Annotated in this window: 15 protein-coding genes and 1 tRNA gene; 5 read left to right on the top strand and 11 right to left on the bottom strand. The window is 41.9% G+C overall.

From position 1 onward, the window contains the following. Window positions 1-30: 30 nt before the first annotated feature. Entirely contained in the window at window positions 31-1,260 is a 1,230-nt protein-coding gene (locus tag J0654_RS05790) for a site-specific integrase (RefSeq protein WP_207026704.1), read from the bottom strand. A 251-nt stretch (window positions 1,261-1,511) separates the two neighbouring features. Beyond that, window positions 1,512-1,596, bottom strand: a tRNA-Ser gene (locus J0654_RS05785). Between the two features lie 154 nt (window positions 1,597-1,750). Between J0654_RS05785 and J0654_RS05780 the strand changes: the two genes are divergently transcribed. Beyond that, window positions 1,751-2,557 carry a sulfite exporter TauE/SafE family protein gene (locus tag J0654_RS05780; protein ID WP_207026703.1) on the top strand — a complete coding sequence of 269 codons (807 nt, stop codon included), beginning with the start codon at window positions 1,751-1,753 and terminating at the stop codon, window positions 2,555-2,557. 21 nt (window positions 2,558-2,578) lie between these two features. Next, window positions 2,579-3,772: a DegT/DnrJ/EryC1/StrS family aminotransferase gene (locus J0654_RS05775; protein ID WP_207026702.1), complete on the top strand. Its 1,194-nt coding sequence runs from the start codon at window positions 2,579-2,581 to the stop codon at window positions 3,770-3,772. Here the strand turns inward: J0654_RS05775 and ribB are convergent. The 8 genes from ribB to J0654_RS05735 all read right to left on the bottom strand — a co-directional run bounded on the left by ribB (window position 3,769) and on the right by J0654_RS05735 (window position 13,782). Further along, window positions 3,769-4,908 carry a 3,4-dihydroxy-2-butanone-4-phosphate synthase gene (ribB, locus tag J0654_RS05770; protein WP_207026701.1) on the bottom strand — a complete coding sequence of 380 codons (1,140 nt, stop codon included), beginning with the start codon at window positions 4,906-4,908 and terminating at the stop codon, window positions 3,769-3,771. The genes J0654_RS05775 and ribB overlap by 4 nt on opposite strands. Continuing rightward, a complete protein-coding gene (locus tag J0654_RS05765) occupies window positions 4,905-6,404 on the bottom strand; it encodes an LptF/LptG family permease (RefSeq protein ID WP_207026700.1) in 1,500 nt (499 codons plus the stop codon). The genes ribB and J0654_RS05765 overlap by 4 nt, the downstream gene beginning before the upstream one ends. Before the next feature lie 3 nt (window positions 6,405-6,407). Further along, complete coding sequence (gene lolA1, locus J0654_RS05760; RefSeq protein WP_207027994.1) at window positions 6,408-7,055, bottom strand: outer membrane lipoprotein periplasmic chaperone LolA1; 648 nt, start codon at window positions 7,053-7,055, stop codon at window positions 6,408-6,410. A 4-nt stretch (window positions 7,056-7,059) separates the two neighbouring features. Beyond that, a complete protein-coding gene (locus tag J0654_RS05755; protein ID WP_207026699.1) occupies window positions 7,060-9,447 on the bottom strand; it encodes a DNA translocase FtsK in 2,388 nt (795 codons plus the stop codon). A gap of 62 nt (window positions 9,448-9,509) precedes the next feature. Beyond that, on the bottom strand, window positions 9,510-9,875 hold the full coding sequence (locus J0654_RS05750; RefSeq protein WP_207026698.1) for a diacylglycerol kinase: 366 nt from the start codon (window positions 9,873-9,875) through the stop codon (window positions 9,510-9,512). Between the two features lie 190 nt (window positions 9,876-10,065). Then, on the bottom strand, window positions 10,066-11,562 hold the full coding sequence (gene nhaC, locus J0654_RS05745; protein ID WP_207026697.1) for a Na+/H+ antiporter NhaC: 1,497 nt from the start codon (window positions 11,560-11,562) through the stop codon (window positions 10,066-10,068). A gap of 195 nt (window positions 11,563-11,757) precedes the next feature. Further along, complete coding sequence (locus J0654_RS05740; RefSeq protein WP_207026696.1) at window positions 11,758-12,465, bottom strand: DUF4386 domain-containing protein; 708 nt, start codon at window positions 12,463-12,465, stop codon at window positions 11,758-11,760. A gap of 96 nt (window positions 12,466-12,561) precedes the next feature. After that, window positions 12,562-13,782 carry an aminotransferase class I/II-fold pyridoxal phosphate-dependent enzyme gene (locus tag J0654_RS05735; RefSeq protein ID WP_207026695.1) on the bottom strand — a complete coding sequence of 407 codons (1,221 nt, stop codon included), beginning with the start codon at window positions 13,780-13,782 and terminating at the stop codon, window positions 12,562-12,564. 151 nt (window positions 13,783-13,933) lie between these two features. On the opposite strand from J0654_RS05735, the gene J0654_RS05730 reads away from it, so the two are divergent. Both J0654_RS05730 and lpdA read left to right on the top strand, forming a co-directional pair. After that, window positions 13,934-14,392, top strand: coding sequence for an Lrp/AsnC family transcriptional regulator (locus J0654_RS05730; protein WP_207027992.1), 459 nt, complete (start codon window positions 13,934-13,936; stop codon window positions 14,390-14,392). Window positions 14,393-14,661: 269 nt separating this feature from the next. Continuing rightward, entirely contained in the window at window positions 14,662-16,065 is a 1,404-nt protein-coding gene (gene lpdA / locus J0654_RS05725; RefSeq protein ID WP_207026694.1) for a dihydrolipoyl dehydrogenase, read from the top strand. 58 nt (window positions 16,066-16,123) lie between these two features. Here lpdA and J0654_RS05720 read toward each other — a convergent pair whose 3' ends face one another. Next, on the bottom strand, window positions 16,124-17,380 hold the full coding sequence (locus J0654_RS05720; protein ID WP_470299776.1) for a heparan-alpha-glucosaminide N-acetyltransferase domain-containing protein: 1,257 nt from the start codon (window positions 17,378-17,380) through the stop codon (window positions 16,124-16,126). Between the two features lie 70 nt (window positions 17,381-17,450). Between J0654_RS05720 and J0654_RS05715 the strand changes: the two genes are divergently transcribed. Beyond that, window positions 17,451-17,984: an NADPH-dependent FMN reductase gene (locus J0654_RS05715; protein ID WP_207026693.1), complete on the top strand. Its 534-nt coding sequence runs from the start codon at window positions 17,451-17,453 to the stop codon at window positions 17,982-17,984. The last annotated feature ends 4 nt before the right edge of the window (window positions 17,985-17,988 follow it).

Genomic DNA, 17,988 nt, shown 5'->3' with positions numbered 1-17,988 from the left:
TGAGTTATGTATAATTATAGGATAATGATATCAAGCATTTTTTGACTTAACTTTTTCTTGGAAACTCAACTTCTTTTTTAACAGTTGCATATCCTCACTGACCCTACGGTTCAATATTTTCGCATAATGTTGTGTGGTTCGAAGTGATTTATGCCCCAGCATTTTACTTACCGATTCGATGGAGACGCCATTGGAAAGTGTTACGGTAGTTGCAAAAGTATGCCTAGCCAAATGTGTGGTCAGGTGTTTGTTGATTCCGCTAAGGTCTGCTATTTCCTTTAAATAGGCATTCATTTTTTGATTGGTCAATACGGGTAGTACCTTTTTATCTACAAGTAAGGAACTGTGCTCGTATTTTTCGAGAATCATCAATGCAGTGGGAAGAACAGGAATGTTACTTTTGGTTTTTGTTTTGGTACGTTTGGTATTTATCCAAAGATCTCCGTCAATCCCTATCACAAAATCATCATGGGTAAGTTTTTTTACGTCTGCATAGGCTAATCCGGTAAAGCAACAGAAAACAAAACAATCCCTTACATGCTCCAATCGCTCATTTGTAAAAGCATGATTCATCAGTCGTTGAAGCTCTTCATCGGTCAGGAATTCCCGCTCAACCGTTTTCAATCGTGCTTTCCAATTGGCAAAGGGGTCTGTTCTGATCCAACCATTGGCATAGGCAATCCTAATGATCTTTTTAAAGTTCACCACATATTTGATGGCCGTGTTATGGCTGCACTTTCTTTTTGTCTTTAGATAATATTCGAAACCAGAAATAAAGGAATGGTCTACATCCACGACTGGAACATCTTTCTTTCGAAGCTCGTTCTGTAAATATTCGGCCAAATGACTTTTTGCGGTTTTGTATCGTTCTGCTGTACCTGGAGCAAAATCTTTCCCAACTAATTTTTCAACCCTGTCATTGTGCTCTTGAAAGATTTCCAATAACATTTTTGAGGGCTTATCGACACCTAGGTAAGAATTTTTAAGTGAAACAGCGGTCAATGGTCGGCCCTTGTCTTTCAATTTATCCGCATGCCGAAACAGGTCGGTACGTATTTTCATTAATTGCGAATTCAGTTGACGTACTTCTTGCGAGAACCCCAACACCTTTCCATTTGTGGCATCCCAAGTGTTGGGATAAATTTTGCGACCTGTGCTGAATTCGGAACGCTTTCCATTTACAGTGATTCTGATATAGATCATTGCCCGACCTACTTTGTCGGTTTTGTGCTTTTTGATGTAGAATAAGAGAGATAACATAAAAGGGACACCTATTTTAACATTATTTACCTTGAATTTAGTAAAAAAATATTAAAAAATAATTCCTGTAATAAATTGATTAACAATATTTTAAATGGTATTAGGTGTCCCTTTTTGGTAAGATTACAGGTGACACCGAATTGGGCACCTATTAGGATGATATTTAATGATATCATTTGATATCAAAAAAAATAAAAACCCTGTAAATCAATAATTTACAGGGTTTAATGTGTTGAGATGTTATTTCTCAGCGGAGGAAGAGGGATTCGAACCCCCGGAGGTGTGACCCTCAACAGTTTTCAAGACTGCCGCATTCGACCACTCTGCCATTCCTCCTAAGCGGGTGCAAATATATAAAGCTTTTTGTTATCCCAAAAGACCTTTTTGCATTATTGTTTAATTCACTGGTTCAAATCATTTTACCTCAACTATATAAAAGTTTGTAAAAATCAGTTGGTGGGTTAAAAACAATGGTCATACCTTTGTTTTTATGCTAGAATGGTACCACTATTTGCTTTTGGTGGCTGTAGGTTTTGCGGTCGGATTTATAAACACGGTAGCAGGAGGTGGGTCTCTGTTGTCTTTGCCCACACTTATCTTTTTAGGCTTGCCGCCCGCCGTGGCGAACGGTACCAATCGAGTCGCTATTGTTATCCAAACAGCCATGGCAACTGCCGGTTTTAAGAGCAAGGGCATTTCTACCTATCCCCTTAATATATATTTGGGAATCGCTGCCTTTTTGGGATCTATTATAGGGGCCTATATTGCCGTGGATATAGATGGGGAAACCTTTAATAGGATTTTGGCCATTGTAATGCTGGCCGTAGTGCTCATTATCATATTTAAACCCAAGATGAGGGTGGGGGAATTAGAGGAACGACTTACAGGCAAATATCTTTGGGTAAGTTTGATCGTATTTTTCTTCTTTGGAATTTATGGAGGTTTTATAAACGCCGGTCTTGGTTTTTTAATGATGTTGTTCATGCATTTTTACAACCGAATGAACTTGGTTCGGGTCAATGCCACCAAAGTTGCGGTTGTGTTTATATACATGTTGGCCGCCTTGGCCGTTTTCGCCTTTAATGATAAGATTGATTGGAAACTGGGGTTTATACTGGCCATCGGTAACGGTTCGGGAGCATGGTTCGCCAGTAGGTTCTCCGTAAAAAAAGGCGATGGATTTATAAAAACATTTTTAGTGGTTGCCGTAATCGTGATGGCTGTCAAACTATGGTTTGGAGACCAATTAATGGATTGGATCTGCAACTATATTCTAAGTGATGATTATTGTAGTTGAACATTTTTTTGATAAAGTAATATGCCTGGATTTGAACTTTTTGGAGACAAGGAAAGAAAAGAAGTACAAGATGTAATGGACTCTGGAGTGCTGATGCGCTATGGGTTCGATGGCATGCGCAACGGACATTGGAAAACCAAGGAACTTGAAGCCGGTCTGTCCAAGCGTATGCAAGCTAAATATACCCATGCCGTAAGCAGTGGTACAGCAGCCTTGACGGTTGCATTGGCAAGTGCCGGCATTGGAGCGGGGGATGAAGTAATTATGCCCACCTTTACCTTTGTTGCCAGTTTTGAATCCATTCTAGCCCTCGGGGCTGTGCCGATTTTGGTCGATATTGACGAAACCCTTACCTTGAAGCCCGAAGCGGTGGAAAAAGCCATCACACCCAAAACTAAAGTGGTAATGCCCGTGCATATGTGCGGTTCCATGGCCAATTTGGACGCTTTGCAGGCCATTTGTGACAAACATGGGCTCTTGTTGCTCGAAGATGCTTGCCAAGCTATTGGCGGCACTTACAATGGAAAACCTTTGGGCAGCATTGGCGACCTTGGATGCTTTTCTTTTGATTACGTAAAAACCATTACCTGCGGAGAAGGAGGGGCGGTAATTACAGATAATAAAAATTACTACGAAAATGCACATAAATACTCCGATCACGGTCATGATCATGTTGGAAATAATCGAGGAGCAGAAGAACATCCATTTTTAGGATACAATTTCCGAATCTCGGAGATGAACGCTGCTGTAGGAGTAGCCCAATTGGCCCGATTGGATGAGTTTGTCGGCATTCAAAAAAGGAATTATACCATTTTACGGGATGCATTGTCAACTATTTCTGAAATTGTTTTTAGAACGGTGCCAGATGGAGGCGAGGAGAACTATTCTTTTCTCAATTTCTTTTTGCCAAGCGAGGATTTTGCCCAAAAGGCGCATCAAACTTTGAGCGAAGCCGGTGTTGATGGTTGTTTTTATTGGTACAACAACAATTGGCATTATTACAAAAAGTGGGAGCATTTGACCGAAATGAAATCCTTGGGCAGGCTACCAAAAGATGTCCAAGAGTCTTTGCCCGATTACAGCAAGGCTGATTTCTCCGAATCCGATAAATGGATGTCCAGAAATATTTCCTGCTTGATCAAATTAGGATGGTCGGAAGAGGAAGTAACCGATCGGGCCAGTAAAATGGTGGAGGCTATTAAGTCGGTTCTTTAATATTTTACATACTCCACAATCTCCAGGCCGTAACCTACCATTCCCACACGTCGGGTTTGACCGGAATTGGTCAATAATCGAATCTTCGATATATTAAGGTCGTGCAAAATTTGGGCACCGATACCAAAATCCTTGTTGTCCATTTCAATTTTGGGCGCTTTGCTTATGCCTTCCTTTTGTAATTTTTTGAATTCGGATAACCTGCTCAACAAATTCATGGATTGGTTGCCCTGATTTATAAAGATCATGGCGCTTTTTTCCTCTTTGTTCAACGCATCGAACATACGTTGTAAGCCTTCATCCGGATTGTTGGTCAAGGTTCCCAACATATCGTTGTTTACCAACGTAGAGTTGATGCGGGTCAGCACGGGTTCCCCACTTTTCCAATTTCCTTTGAGCAAAGCAATATGGACTTGGTTGTTGGTGGTTTGTTGGTATGCCCGTAATCTAAACTCACCAAATCTAGTGTTTATGGTAAAGGCTTCTTTAAGTTCGATCAAGCTATCGTGCTCCATACGGTAGGCAATCAAATCCTCGATGGAAACAATTTTAAGATCGAACTTTTTGGCAACTTTAAGTAGTTGTGGCAGTCTGGCCATGGAGCCATCCTCGTTCATAATTTCCACAATTACTCCAGCAGGTTCCAATCCGGCCAGTCGTGCAAAATCAATCGCGGCTTCGGTGTGCCCTGTTCGGCGTAAAACGCCACCTTCTTTAGCAATTAGGGGAAAAATGTGTCCGGGTCGGGCCAACTCATGTGACTTTGTGGTTTTATTGGTGAGTGCGAGAACTGTTTTTGCTCTATCAGCTGCCGAAATCCCTGTGGTTACCCCATTGCCCCTTAAATCTACGGAAACCGTAAAGGCCGTCTCTAACGGATCGGTATTGTGGTTTACCATTTTATGGAGTCCCAAATCCTTGCATCGCCCTTCGGTAAGTGGGGCACAGATCAGTCCTCGACCATGGGTGGCCATAAAATTGATGGTCTCTGGGGTGATCAGTTCAGCGGCTGCCAAAAAATCACCTTCATTCTCCCTGTTCTCATCATCCACAACAATAATCACCTTACCTTGTCTAATATCGGCAATGGCTTCTTCTATGGCATTTAGCTGTATTTTTTTGTCTTTGGCGATCATTGGTCTTCAGCTTCTTTTGCTTTCTTTTTAAATATTGATTTGATACGGTCAATAAAATGACCAAACCCGATTAATCCTTTATCTGCAGTGGCACGTCTGGTTAACGATATGCCCAGAGGCAACATGATCAATGTGGGTAGCCAAGCCCCTATGGCGGGATGAATGTTTCCCTCTTTGGCATAGTTACCTGCAAAGACCCCAATAAAATAATAGGTCAAAAATAAGATGATCGCAACTACCATGGGCAATCCCAGCCCTCCTTTGCGGATTATGGCCCCTAAAGGCGCTCCTACAAAGAACAAAATAATACAGGAAAGTGCAAGCGCATATTTTTGGTGTAGCGATAAAATATGACTGTTATAGAACTTATATCTACTTTGCAGCTCATCTTTTTTGGCAACTACTGTATTTAAGATACTGGAAACCTCGTTTTGGGCTTTTTTCATTACTTGAATTTGCTCCCACTGCACTAAACTCTTGATGAACTCATCTATAGTTTTAATGGAATCTTGTTTGGCCTCTTCTATAGTGTCTCGTTTAATGGGGTCCAAGTTTTTCTGGGTACTGTCTTGAGGTACGGTATTTTGAAAAGCTCCCATGCGGTTCACTACGTTTTTGGAGAATGCCGCTACTTTTTCCAAGTTGTTTTCGCGCAGAGAATCAATATCCTTGATGAGTCGCCCTACGTTTTTCATCTTATTTGTGGTGATATTTTGATCCTCTTCCAAATCTTGTTCATTGAGCTCCGAAATGTCAATATTAATGGTGTAGGTTTCGAAATTCGACTTAGCAAAAGGCTGTTTCCGCTTTTCTTTGGAGTCTTTTGGCAAAACTTCCTCATAATAATGTCCATCCTTCAATACCAGTTGAATAATATCGGATTCCTCACTACTGATCAATTCCCCTGATTTTGCCTTGATCACCGTGTTGTTGATGTTCTGTTCTGTTTTTTTATGGATGATGACATTGTCCAAAAAACGGTCTTGCTCTCCGTATTTTTTATCCACTTTTATGTTCATTCCCTCGCCAGTCCCTTCAAAATCACTGAAAACCCCTTCGGTGATGGCAGCTGCAGGCTTTACTTTAGCGATATTTCGCCTAAGGTTGAACATTTTTTGCTCAGATTTCGGTATCACATCATTTGCAAAAAAGAAGGTTACTAAACCTAAGAAGAGTACAAATACGATTAGACTTCGCATCCCACGTTGGAGCGATATCCCAGATGCTTTCATGGCGGCAAACTCGTAGTTTTCCGCAAATGTACCAAAGGTAAGGATGGAGGAGAGGAGTACCGTAAGGGGCAGTACCTTGTCCACCAATGTAGGGATAAAGTAGAAAATAAACTTGCCAATAATAACCATGCCCAGTCCTTTTCCCGCCAAATCATCGATGAACAGCCATATTCCCTGAAAGATGAATATGACGATCAGAATGAAAAAAGAACTGAAGAAGTTGTAAAGAAATCTTCTTAGTATATACTGATCAAGTATTTTCAATGCCTAGTTTCTTATGATATAGTACCCTTTGTCCTCGTACTTTTTCTCGTCAAAGGTAAACAGAGTACTTGATATGGGCTGATTGGTTTTGAAAGAATTAACGGTAATGGTGGTTTTGGTTCCGTTATTGCCTGTTTGAATCAGCTTGTAGATATGCTTTGTTTGCGTATCGATCCCCAATAAAACTGATTTGATTTCTGTATTGGAATCAATCGGAATCAATTTTACATATTGAATTTTTCTACCACCTACATTTTGAAGTATGTCCCATTGGTAATTGTGTCCCGTTTTGTAGAAGGTCAACATTTTAGATGGACTCACGTTGTCTTCATCCTCGTTTACGTCCTCAATGGTCACCTCTTCGTTTTCTGGAACCACGGTATATACTTTGTTTCCGTCGTACAGTTGTGTGGCCCCGAAATAATTCAACAAATACTTTTCTCCTTGGAGTGTGACATTTCCGTTGGTTTCCTGTTTTAAATTAGCTTCGGTGTTTTCCAAAGTGGACTGGAAGTCAATATAGATATTGTCGTAGCTCTGCACTTTGTTGTATACTTCGTCCAAAAGCGCTTTGGCCTTATCTGAGTTTTGTCCATAGGAAAATAGCCCTACGGTAAACAATGCTATTAAAAGAATACTTTTCTTGATCATGGTCTTATTTTGCTTCATTTTCTAATAGTTGATCTAAGGAATACATATCGGGAACCAGAACTTGTCGCGCCTTGCTTCCTTCAAAAGGGCCTACAATTCCTGCAGCCTCCAACTGATCTATGATTCGACCAGCTCTATTGTACCCCAATTTTAATTTTCGTTGTATCAAAGAGGCCGAGCCTTGTTGGGCCGTTACAATTACTTCCGCAGCTTCCCTGAACATGGCATCTCTGTCCGCGATATCATTATCAAGACTTGTGCCAGATTCTTCGCCCACATACTCTGGCAATAGATGTGCTTCCGGGTAGGCGCGTTGTGACCCAATATAGTCTGTTATTTTAGCCACTTCTGGCGTATCCACAAAGGCACATTGTAGCCTTGTTACATCATTCCCTTGCGTATAGAGCATATCACCTCGTCCGATAAGTTGGTCGGCTCCCTGTGCGTCCAAAATGGTCCTGGAATCAATTTTTGAGGTTACCCTGAACGCTATCCTTGCTGGGAAGTTGGCCTTAATGATACCTGTGATGACATTCACCGACGGTCTTTGCGTGGCTATGATCAAGTGAATACCGATGGCACGGGCCAATTGTGCCAATCTGGCAATAGGTGTTTCCACTTCCTTGCCAGCCGTCATGATCAAATCGGCAAATTCGTCTATGACCAGTACAATGTAAGGCAAGAATTTATGCCCGTCGTTCGGGTTTAATTTTCTGGCTTTGAATTTTGTATTATACTCCTTTACGTTCCGTACCATAGCTGATTTGAGCAACTCGTAACGGTTGTCCATTTCAATGCAAAGGGAGTTCAACGTGTTGATCACCTTGGTGTTGTCCGTAATGATGGCTTCCTCGGAATCGGGCAGTTTTGCCAAAAAGTGACGCTCAATTTTGTTGTACAGCGTCAATTCCACCTTTTTCGGGTCGACCAAGATAAATTTGACCTCCGCGGGATGCTTTTTATAAAGTAGGGAGGTGATGACAGCATTCAACCCTACCGATTTACCCTGACCGGTAGCACCAGCCATGAGCAGGTGTGGCATTTTGGCCAGGTCCACAACAAAAGTCTCGTTGCTGATGGTTTTTCCGAAAGCGATGGGCAGTTCCATCTCCGCTTTCTGGAATTTGTTGGAAGCGATTACCGAGCGCATGGAAACAATGGTCGCGTTTTTGTTGGGCACCTCTATACCCACGGTTCCTTTTCCGGGGATAGGGGCAATGATACGGATTCCCAATGCAGCCAAGGACAGGGCGATGTCGTCTTCTAAATTTTTGATCTTTGAGATACGGATTCCAGCCTCGGGAACAATTTCGTATAGGGTTACCGTTGGGCCAATGGTCGCTTTGATTTGGGCAATTCCGATTTTATAGTTTTTGAGGGTGCTTACAATCCGGTTCTTGTTTTCCTCAAGCTCTTCTTGATTAATGGTAATGCCCCCCGAAGCTCCGTGGGCCTCCAATAGGTCCAATGTTGGGAATTTGTAGTTGCCTAATTCCAATTTGGGGTCAAATTCCCCAAAATCCTCTACCAACTTGGCGGCTTTGGCATCGGTTTCTTCCTCTATGGTGGTTTCTTCGACCTTTAGGTCGATATCGGATTCCTCTTCTTCTGGAATGTTGACATCAAGTCCTGCTTCATCCAAAGGAGGAATATCCTTTTTATGGGTGTAGGTATCTATTTTTTCGGGAACGGTATCCTCTGTGGTCAGCTCAATGCTTCCCTCGTCATTATCCAATGTGGATTCCGTAGTGGTTTGGGTTGATGGCTCTTCATTAAAGTCCGACTTGATTTTTTGCTTTTGCCTTTTGAAGAAATTGGCGAATCCTTCGGGTGTAAAATTGAACAGCCTTACCAAAATCACCATCAAAACAAATATCAGAATCAAGAACACACCGATCTTGCCCGTATAATCTTGGAGAAAATCGTTCATTTCATAACCAATGAGTCCTCCCAGTAGCGGAAACTCGGCAGCGAAAAAACCTAGGGCAACGGACACCCAGATAACCCCGACCAAGCCCCAAATCCATTTAGAGATCAAACGTGTTCCGTTTAGGCCAAGAAATAGATAAAGCCCAGTAATGGCCAATAAGATGGGAAATATAAAAGAGGCCAGGCCAAAGCCCTTGTACATGAAAAAGTGGCTTACGTTTGCCCCGAATTTGTTCAGTAAATTACTGGCTTCGGCATTGCGGTCCGCAAACTGGGACAGCATACTCTGATCCTCCTGCCATGTAAAATAAAATGACATAAAAGAGAAGAAAAGAGCAATGCTTAGAACAATCAAAAGGCTACCAAAAATAATCTTGTTCTGCTTGGAAGGCTTAAAGGAAACCTTCTTCTTGGCAGTTGTGGCAGTTTTTTTTGATTTGGATTTTGTTCGTTTTTTGGCCATTAATCAATTTTAAGCGGGGCTAAGTTACAAATTTACGTTGCTACTAGGGGTCATGGATTTCACTAAAAGATTTTGGGCACATAGATGATCAAACCAATAATACTTGCTATAACCGATACGATCATAACGGCTCCTGCGGAAATATCTTTTATTATACCGATTTTAGGGTCCATATGGGGTTGAATGTAGTCACAGATTTTTTCAATAGCTGTGTTCAATCCTTCGACACCCATGACCAGACCAATGGCCAACAGCTGTAATATCCATTCTGTATTGGAGATTTGAAAGTAGAAACCGAAGACTGTAACGACCACGGCAATAACAGCTTGAATTTTGATGCTGGATTCTGTGCGCAATAATAGAAACATGCCTTTTAGGGCATATCCCACACTTTTTATCCTGTTCCTAATAAAAGACTCTTTTGGCATTTAAAATGCTTCAAGTATGTTTTGAAAATGGTTATTATGCTTCATTAAAGAGCAAGTTCGGTGCCAAAAATACTAAAAAACTCTCCTAAAAGTGTGTTATAAAAGTACCTGGTCCACAACTATTTTTAAGGGTGGCTCCCATCGGTATTTGATACCAGAAAAAACACAACTGAAAAAGTTGATCGGAATACTAACTGCTTGGACTATTACTTGTGGCCAATTGCTTGATCTTGATTCTGAATGCGGCAAAAAGCAATGTCATAAACGGACTTAACCAGTTAAAGACGGCATACATGGCATACTCCCCGACACCAACTCCCAAAACACCACTATGGTAGGCTCCACAGGTGTTCCAAGGTACCAAGACCGAGGTTACAGTACCTGAATCCTCCAAAGATCGGCTGAGGTTTTCAGGGGCTAGTCCACGTTCCTTATAGGCCTTGGCAAACATTTTACCGGGTACTACAATGGCCAAATATTGGTCGGATGCAGTTACGTTTAAAGCCAAACAACTCCCTACGGTACTGGCAAAGAGTCCAAAAGTGGTCTTGGCCAATTTTAGAAGGGACTCGGTAATACGCTCCAAAGCACCGATACCGTCCATGATACCTCCGAATACCATGGCGCATACGATCAGCCAAATGGTGCCGAGCATACCGGACATTCCGCCCGAAGAGAATAGGTCGTTCAAGGCTGGATCGTCGGTAGCTATGTTGGTATCAACAGTTATCGCGTTTAAAATGCCTTTGTAGCCTGTTTCAAAGTTCAATGTGCCCCCCCCACCAATGTTGGCGACAATATCGGGCTGAAAAATAAGTGCAAAAACACCGCCCAACAAGGTCCCGATCAAAAGGGCCATTAACGGAGGTGCTTTTTTTACGATCAATAAGATTACCACTAATGGCACTAAAAACAACCAACCATTTATGTTAAAAGTGGCACCAATATTTTCGAGAAGAGAACTTGTATCTGCCACACCCGACGTATCAATGGTAAAACCAAGTATGATGAACACGATCAAGGTGACCACGATAGTTGGAACCGTGGTATAGGTCATGTAACGAATATGGGAGAACAAATCCCCACCAGCCATGGCAGGTGCCAAGTTGGTCGTATCGCTCAATGGCGACATTTTATCACCGAAGTAAGCACCAGAAAGTACAGCTCCCGCCGTCATCCCCAAAGAAATGCCCAAGGCGTCACCTATACCAATCAAAGCAATACCTACTGTTGCTGCCGTGGTCCAACTACTTCCGGTAGCTATGGATATTATGGCGCAAATAATTACGCTGGCGGCCAAAAATATGGTGGGATTCAGTATTTGAAGTCCATAATAGATCATAGCGGGAATAATACCGCTGACCAACCAAGTGCCCGACAGTGCACCGACCATTAAAAGGATGAGCAAAGCTCCCGTGGTAGACCTTACATTTTCGGCCACTTCCGCAATCATCTGTTTGTAGGATACCTTATTGAAAATGCCGACGATGGCGGCTACGGCACCACCCATCAACAAAATGAATTGGTTGGAACCACTTAGGGCATCATCCCCAAAAACATATACATTATAGGCCAACATGGCAACCAGGGCAAAAACAGGTATCAATGCTTCGCCGATGGTTAAATCTTTATTTTCTACAATGCGTTCATTCTCCCTAAATTTTGGCTTTTCCGTTTTTTTCGGCATTTGGTCTGAGTTTGTTAGAAGGTAATATTACGATTTTGCACTATGTTGTGCAAACAACATACATTTGGTCCCGCTTAATCGTAGGTTAAGCGAATAAAGCCAATGTTCCGATATGTGTACTGGTTTTGGTAATTCAGAGTGGATTTAGTGGTAGTGGAATTTGGGTGTTTAAAATTTGTTGTGAACGGTTTTAACTCAATCTTCTTTAGTTAGAGGTCTTATTCCAAAAATCAATAAATACCCTATCATCCAGAATTCCCCGATTGTGGCAGGTAAAGTGAGTATTCTTGTCCAAGAACCTGTTGTAACACCTGAATAGTTGATCATGGTACTTACCAGATAGCCAACACCACCTATGATCAAGGTTCTGCCCAACCACACAGGCATTCTTTTTGAACTGGTAATGATGTATCCCAATGGAATGAGCCAAAGGCCAAAGAACAATCCGCCAACGCTCCAAGAATTTGATATTACGTTGGATAGCAAATCAATGGATAGTACCTTATTTTCCAACAATTGAGAGGATAGGGCTATTTTAATGGAAGCACCCATAGCTATGGCGCTGACCATGATAACAACTGCATTAACGGTACCCCATATTGCTGTTGCGAGTGCAGCCCATTCATTACAACTTTTAAATAGGCGATAAAACCAAATGGCAGTAAGTGCTTGTGAAACGATAATCACAAACTCCAACAGCAACCTAAGTCTCGCCACTGTTTCTGCCTCTAGGATATTGCTCAATGTTTGTTCGGGGTTGGCACTGAAGACCTGAGGGTGGAATATGAGAAACCCTAAAACGCCGGAAATAGCCATAATTAGGTACCATATTCCGGCTGTTCTTGCTGTTGCCAATAACTTACTTCGTTTATCGTCAATGTTCAGATTCAAACCTTTTTCCATTCGCTCCTAAAATTTCAATTTAGCTGATTAAACTAATATTGGACGATAAAGAGTGCATTTTGATACAAGAAAACTAAGATTTTGTACAACTGTTGCCTATGTCAAACTAGTTTCGGGCGATAAAATATCCAGCTTTTCCATACAGCTTCGCATGGTGTTGTAGGTTTTATGGATATCATTGTCCAAGCCAATGGAAAAACGGATAAGCCCTTGGGACAGTCCGAGTTCTTTTTGTTCTTCTTCAGGTATTTCGGAAGAGGTGGAAGTTCCCGAAGCACTGAACAAGGTTTTGTAGAAACCAAGGCTTACCGCCAAATATCCTAACTTTTCCTTTTGCATCAATTCCATGAGTGCGTTGGCTCTTTCCACCGAACCTACATCGAGGGTAAGCATACCGCCAAAACCGTATTCGTGGTTCATTTGTGACTTCATGAGATCGTGGCCAGAATGACTTTCCAATCCAGGGTATACCACTTTTAGTCCATCCTTCTCAAATTGTTTGGCCAAGTAATGGGCATTTTCACTGTGTTTTTTGATTCGAATGTGCAGGGTTCGCATATTTTTTAAAATGGAAGCGGCACGTAAACTGTCCAAAGTACTTCCCAATAGCATTCCAGCTCCATTGTTCACATCTTTTAAACTCAAGCAGAAATCCGCCGTACCACAAACAGCGCCTGCAACACAGTCGCTACTGCCATTGATGAATTTGGTAAGACTGTGCACTACAATATCGGCACCTAATTGTGCTGCATTTATGGTCAACGGAGAAAAAGTGTTGTCCACTATTAAAGGCATATCATTTTTCTTGGCGATTTTTGATAATGACCGGATATCGGCAACTTCCAACAATGGGTTGCTGATGGCTTCACAATAAATCATTTTGGTTTTGGGCGTGATGGATTTTTCCACAGTATCCAAATCGGTGATGTCAACAAAGGAAACATCAATATTGAATTTCTTCACAAAATTCTTGAGAAAAGCATAGGTCCCTCCATAAATGGTTCTACTGCATACAATATGATCGCCCGAATCACATAATTGCAGAATCACAGCGGTGATGGCACCCATTCCACTGGCGTACACATTGGCAGATTCCGTTCCTTCCAATTGTGCCATGGCTTCCCCCAAATATAGGTTGGAAGGGGAGGAGTGACGGCTATACAGGTAGCAGCCTTCCGTGTTTCCTTCGAATGTATCGAACATGGTTTTTGCCGACAGGAAGGTGTAGGTGGATGAATCTGAAATAGAAGGGTTTACACCTCCGAATTCACCAAAATATTGAAGGTCTTGTATGTGTTCTGATGCTTTATAGTCCATATATGTACAGTTTTTAGTAAAAATATGAATTTGTAGACCCTAAGTCAATAGTATTGTTTAAATGAAGATTATTTGACATTAAAAATGATATTATTAGGAAAATAATCTATAAAATATGATTTTAGCCATATGGACTAGAAAATTCGTCGGTATGAAATTGGATGGTATAGACATTGAACTGATAAGATTGCTTCAAGAGAACAGTAAAAAAACAACCAAACAATATGCAGATGCGCTGCATTTGTCCAAAACAGCCGTTTACGAGCGTATCCGCCGGTTGGAGCGCAATGGGGTGATTACACAATACACGGCTTTGGTGGACAAGGTAAAGGTAGGGCGTGATTTTATGGTGCTTTGTCAAATTCGATTGGTGCAACATACCAAAGAAAATGTCCTAAAGTTTGAACGTGAAGTACTGCAATTAAAAGAAGTCTCCGAATGTTTCCACGTGGGTGGGGATTACGACTACATTTTAAAGATCTATGTAAAGGATATGAAGAGCTATCGGGAGTTTATGGTCACCAAGCTCACGGCCATAGCCAATATCGGGAACACCCAAAGCTCTTTTGTGATCAACGAAGTGAAGAACAGCCCATCCGTTCATATCTAATGAACAATCAACAATGAACAATCAACAATGAACAATCAACAATGACCAATGAACAATCAACAATGACCAATGAACAATGACCAATAACCGATAATCCAAACGATCTGACCATCTAGAAATCGAACCATCCGAAAATCAAATAATCCCCCTTCATCCTTAACCCAACAATCCAACAGAATTGATTGGGACTGTCCCGAAAACATTTGTATTTTTACGCTTGTTTTAACGAAACACAGTTTTTAAGCAATTATCCTTACAAACCATACAATATGAATCAATATGATGTAGCCATCATCGGCTCTGGACCAGGAGGCTATGTGGCGGCCATTCGATGTGCCCAATTGGGAATGAAAACGGCAATTATAGAAAAGTATGCCACCCTTGGTGGAACCTGTCTTAATGTAGGTTGCATTCCATCCAAGGCGCTTTTGGACTCATCACACCATTACGAAGATGCGGTAAAGCACTTTGAGGAGCACGGTATCGATATTCCAGGTGAAGTAAAAGTGAACTTGGAGCAAATGATTGCCCGTAAACAAGGTGTAGTGGACCAGACCACCAAGGGCATCGAGTTTTTGATGAACAAAAACAAAATCGATGTATACCACGGAGTGGGAAGCTTCAAAGATGCCACGCACATCAATATTGCAAAAGAAGATGGGGAGGAGACCATTGAGGCCAAAAACATAATTATAGCTACAGGTTCAAAACCTTCGTCCCTACCGTTTATTGAAATTGATAAAGAACGAGTGATCACGTCTACCGAGGCGTTGAAATTGAAAGAAGTTCCAAAACACCTGATCGTGATTGGTGGTGGGGTCATTGGACTGGAGCTCGGACAAGTATACAAACGTTTGGGTGCCGATGTAACTGTGGTGGAGTACATGGACCGCATTATTCCGGGGATGGACGGTGCACTGTCCAAGGAACTCACCAAAGTGATGAAAAAGCAAAAGGTGAAGTTCAATCTTTCCCACAAAGTAAAATCCGTGGAGCGCAAAGGTGACGAGGTAATCGTAAAGGCAGATGACAAAAAGGACAAGGAAGTGACCATAAAAGGCGACTATTGTTTGGTCAGCGTTGGCCGTAAGCCCTATACCGATGGATTGAACGCCGAAGCCGCGGGAGTGAAATTGGATGACAGGGGCAGGGTAGAGGTAAACGAACACCTACAGACCAATGTTTCCAACATTTACGCTATTGGCGATGTGGTAAAAGGAGCCATGCTGGCACACAAAGCTGAAGAAGAGGGAACCATGGTTGCAGAAATATTGGCGGGACAAAAACCGCATATCGATTATAATTTGATTCCCGGGGTGGTTTATACTTGGCCAGAAGTAGCCGCTGTGGGTAAAACGGAAGAGCAATTGAAGGAGGAAGGCGTGGAATACAAATCAGGTCAGTTCCCCATGCGTGCTTTGGGCAGAGCTCGAGCCAGTATGGATATTGATGGTTTTGTGAAAATTCTTGCCGATAAGAACACTGATGAGGTATTGGGTGTCCATATGATCGGGGCGCGTTGTGCCGATTTAATCGCAGAAGGTGTCACGGCTATGGAGTTTAGGGCATCCGCAGAGGATATTTCCCGCATGAGCCACGCTCACCCGACTTTTGCGGAAGCAGTTAAAGAAGCTGCTTTGGCTGCAACCGATGACAGGGCGCTGCATGTTTAGTTAGAGAAGAAAAGTCAAGAATATTTAAAGCATTCAATCTTAGGGTTGGATGCTTTTTTTAGCTCCTAACAGTACGTAATAGACGACGGAGAAAAAGCCAGATACGAATAATACTTTCACGAAGTACGGGAACAGAAATCTCCTTCAGTTCAATGAGCTGGGACTTGGTAAACAAAATGCCCCATGAGATTTGTGATTTGATGTTCGCTTCGTATTTATTGTACTGCAAGGCCAAAAACGTACAGGCGACCATAAAAGCAAAGGCGCCTGGGATCACAATTTCCGGTGATAGTGAACGATTGAAGAAGCGATACAAGCCCAATCCGGTAAAACTGCCATAAAGGATAATAAAGTGAATCACGTAGATGGAAAGCGTGCTCGCCCCGATTTTCAAAACGGTTTTGTTAGTCATAAGTTGACGAAGTACCATAAATACGGCAAATACCACAAAAACATTCCCCAATCGTATGAATAAGTAGTTGTTGGACAAAATCAATTTAAGGAATTCAAAACCTGTCCAATCATACCAAACCGCAAAAGCCGCAGAGGATTGATAAATCAGCAAATAACCGATAACCAATGCTGTGGAAATAGCAGCAGGGTACAAATATTTGTAATTTTTGAATCGGGTAAAAAGCACGGAGATAAAAGCACCTATGGTGGCATAACCAAACCATGGGACAATGGTGAACACCGAACCATTGGCCTTGGTAAAGTAATTGGCCAAAAAGTCGGGCAAAAAGGCAAAGGACCAGTCCTTATAAACTCTTTCGAACAAGAAAAGCACCATTGTGACAATTACCAACACAGTAGGGAATACATACTTTTTCTTTTTAGCGGTGAGCACATATATGCCAATAAGCCCTAAAATGGACAGCCCAATGCAGTGGAGTACATCAATAAGATAGAAACCACTGTAGATCTGGCCCTTTAACAGCCCGCCAAAATTCAACCGAAGCAAATAGCCAATGGCCAAAAGTTGCAACCCTCGACGAATTCCTTTGGAAACTCTCGGATTTTCGATTCCGGTCTGGGGTACCCGGATCAACAAATAGGTGAAGATAAACCCAGAAACCGTAAAAAAGACAGGAGCTGTAATTCCCCGAAAATAAAGCCAAATATTATAAATGGTATTGCTGGAATCCCTAAAAACAGGGTCCAACAATCCATCGATGAAGTGGCCTTGGAGCATCATCAAAATGGCCCATGCCCTCATGGCATCGATAAAAAATAACCTATTGCTTTTGGCTGTCATCTGGTTCACGTTCACCCTATATACTTGTTTTGCAGGCCGTTTGGATGTTTGTCGCGCCAAAAATATGCAAAATAGTCGCACCTATGTTTTTATTGAGGTATTTTAGCGAAACAATCAATCATTTTAGGGTATGGCTGAAATTTTGGCATTTGCTGGTAGTAATTCTTCCACTTCTATCAATTTTAAATTGGTAGAACACACTGTTTCTTTGGTACAAGATCATGATATTCAGACCCTCAACATGGCTGAATATGATTTTCCCATATACAGCGAGGATCATGAAGCTGAACAAGGATTTTCCGGTTCTTTGGTGGAATTAAAGCAGAAATTGGAAAATTCGGATGCCATGGTACTATCCGTAAATGAGCACAATGGAAACCCTTCGGCCTATTTTAAAAATATATTGGATTGGCTTTCGCGTATGGACCGTAATTTTCTTCTTAACACGAAGGTCATGTTGATGTCCGCTTCGCCGGGTCGTTTTGGAGGAGTCAGATCTTTGGTTGTTGTGGAAGGTATGATTCCCAAATTTGGAGGTGAAGTAGTGTCCACTTTTTCCCTAAAATCATTCAATGAAAATTTCGGGGAAGCCGGTATTCTGGACGAGGACATGAAATCGCAACACCAAAAGGCATTGGACATATTCTTGAATTCCTTAAAATAAATAG

The sequence above is a fragment of the Flagellimonas profundi genome (assembly GCF_017313275.1).
In the GTDB taxonomy this organism is placed as follows: domain Bacteria; phylum Bacteroidota; class Bacteroidia; order Flavobacteriales; family Flavobacteriaceae; genus Flagellimonas; species Flagellimonas profundi.
Note: the sequence above shows the minus strand (reverse complement) of the source record. Positions and strands in the feature narration are given on the sequence as shown.

Bases quoted from the DNA above. Each gene is read 5' to 3' on its own strand.
- J0654_RS05790 (WP_207026704.1), bottom strand. From the start codon at position 1,260: ATGTTATCTCTCTTATTCTACATCAAAAAGCACAAAACCGACAAAGTA.
- J0654_RS05780 (WP_207026703.1), top strand. From the start codon at position 1,751: ATGCTAGAATGGTACCACTATTTGCTTTTGGTGGCTGTAGGTTTTGCG.
- J0654_RS05775 (WP_207026702.1), top strand. From the start codon at position 2,579: ATGCCTGGATTTGAACTTTTTGGAGACAAGGAAAGAAAAGAAGTACAA.
- ribB (WP_207026701.1), bottom strand. From the start codon at position 4,908: ATGATCGCCAAAGACAAAAAAATACAGCTAAATGCCATAGAAGAAGCC.
- lolA1 (WP_207027994.1), bottom strand. From the start codon at position 7,055: ATGATCAAGAAAAGTATTCTTTTAATAGCATTGTTTACCGTAGGGCTA.
- J0654_RS05755 (WP_207026699.1), bottom strand. From the start codon at position 9,447: ATGGCCAAAAAACGAACAAAATCCAAATCAAAAAAAACTGCCACAACT.
- J0654_RS05750 (WP_207026698.1), bottom strand. From the start codon at position 9,875: ATGCCAAAAGAGTCTTTTATTAGGAACAGGATAAAAAGTGTGGGATAT.
- nhaC (WP_207026697.1), bottom strand. From the start codon at position 11,562: ATGCCGAAAAAAACGGAAAAGCCAAAATTTAGGGAGAATGAACGCATT.
- J0654_RS05740 (WP_207026696.1), bottom strand. From the start codon at position 12,465: ATGGAAAAAGGTTTGAATCTGAACATTGACGATAAACGAAGTAAGTTA.
- J0654_RS05735 (WP_207026695.1), bottom strand. From the start codon at position 13,782: ATGGACTATAAAGCATCAGAACACATACAAGACCTTCAATATTTTGGT.
- J0654_RS05730 (WP_207027992.1), top strand. From the start codon at position 13,934: ATGAAATTGGATGGTATAGACATTGAACTGATAAGATTGCTTCAAGAG.
- lpdA (WP_207026694.1), top strand. From the start codon at position 14,662: ATGAATCAATATGATGTAGCCATCATCGGCTCTGGACCAGGAGGCTAT.
- J0654_RS05715 (WP_207026693.1), top strand. From the start codon at position 17,451: ATGGCTGAAATTTTGGCATTTGCTGGTAGTAATTCTTCCACTTCTATC.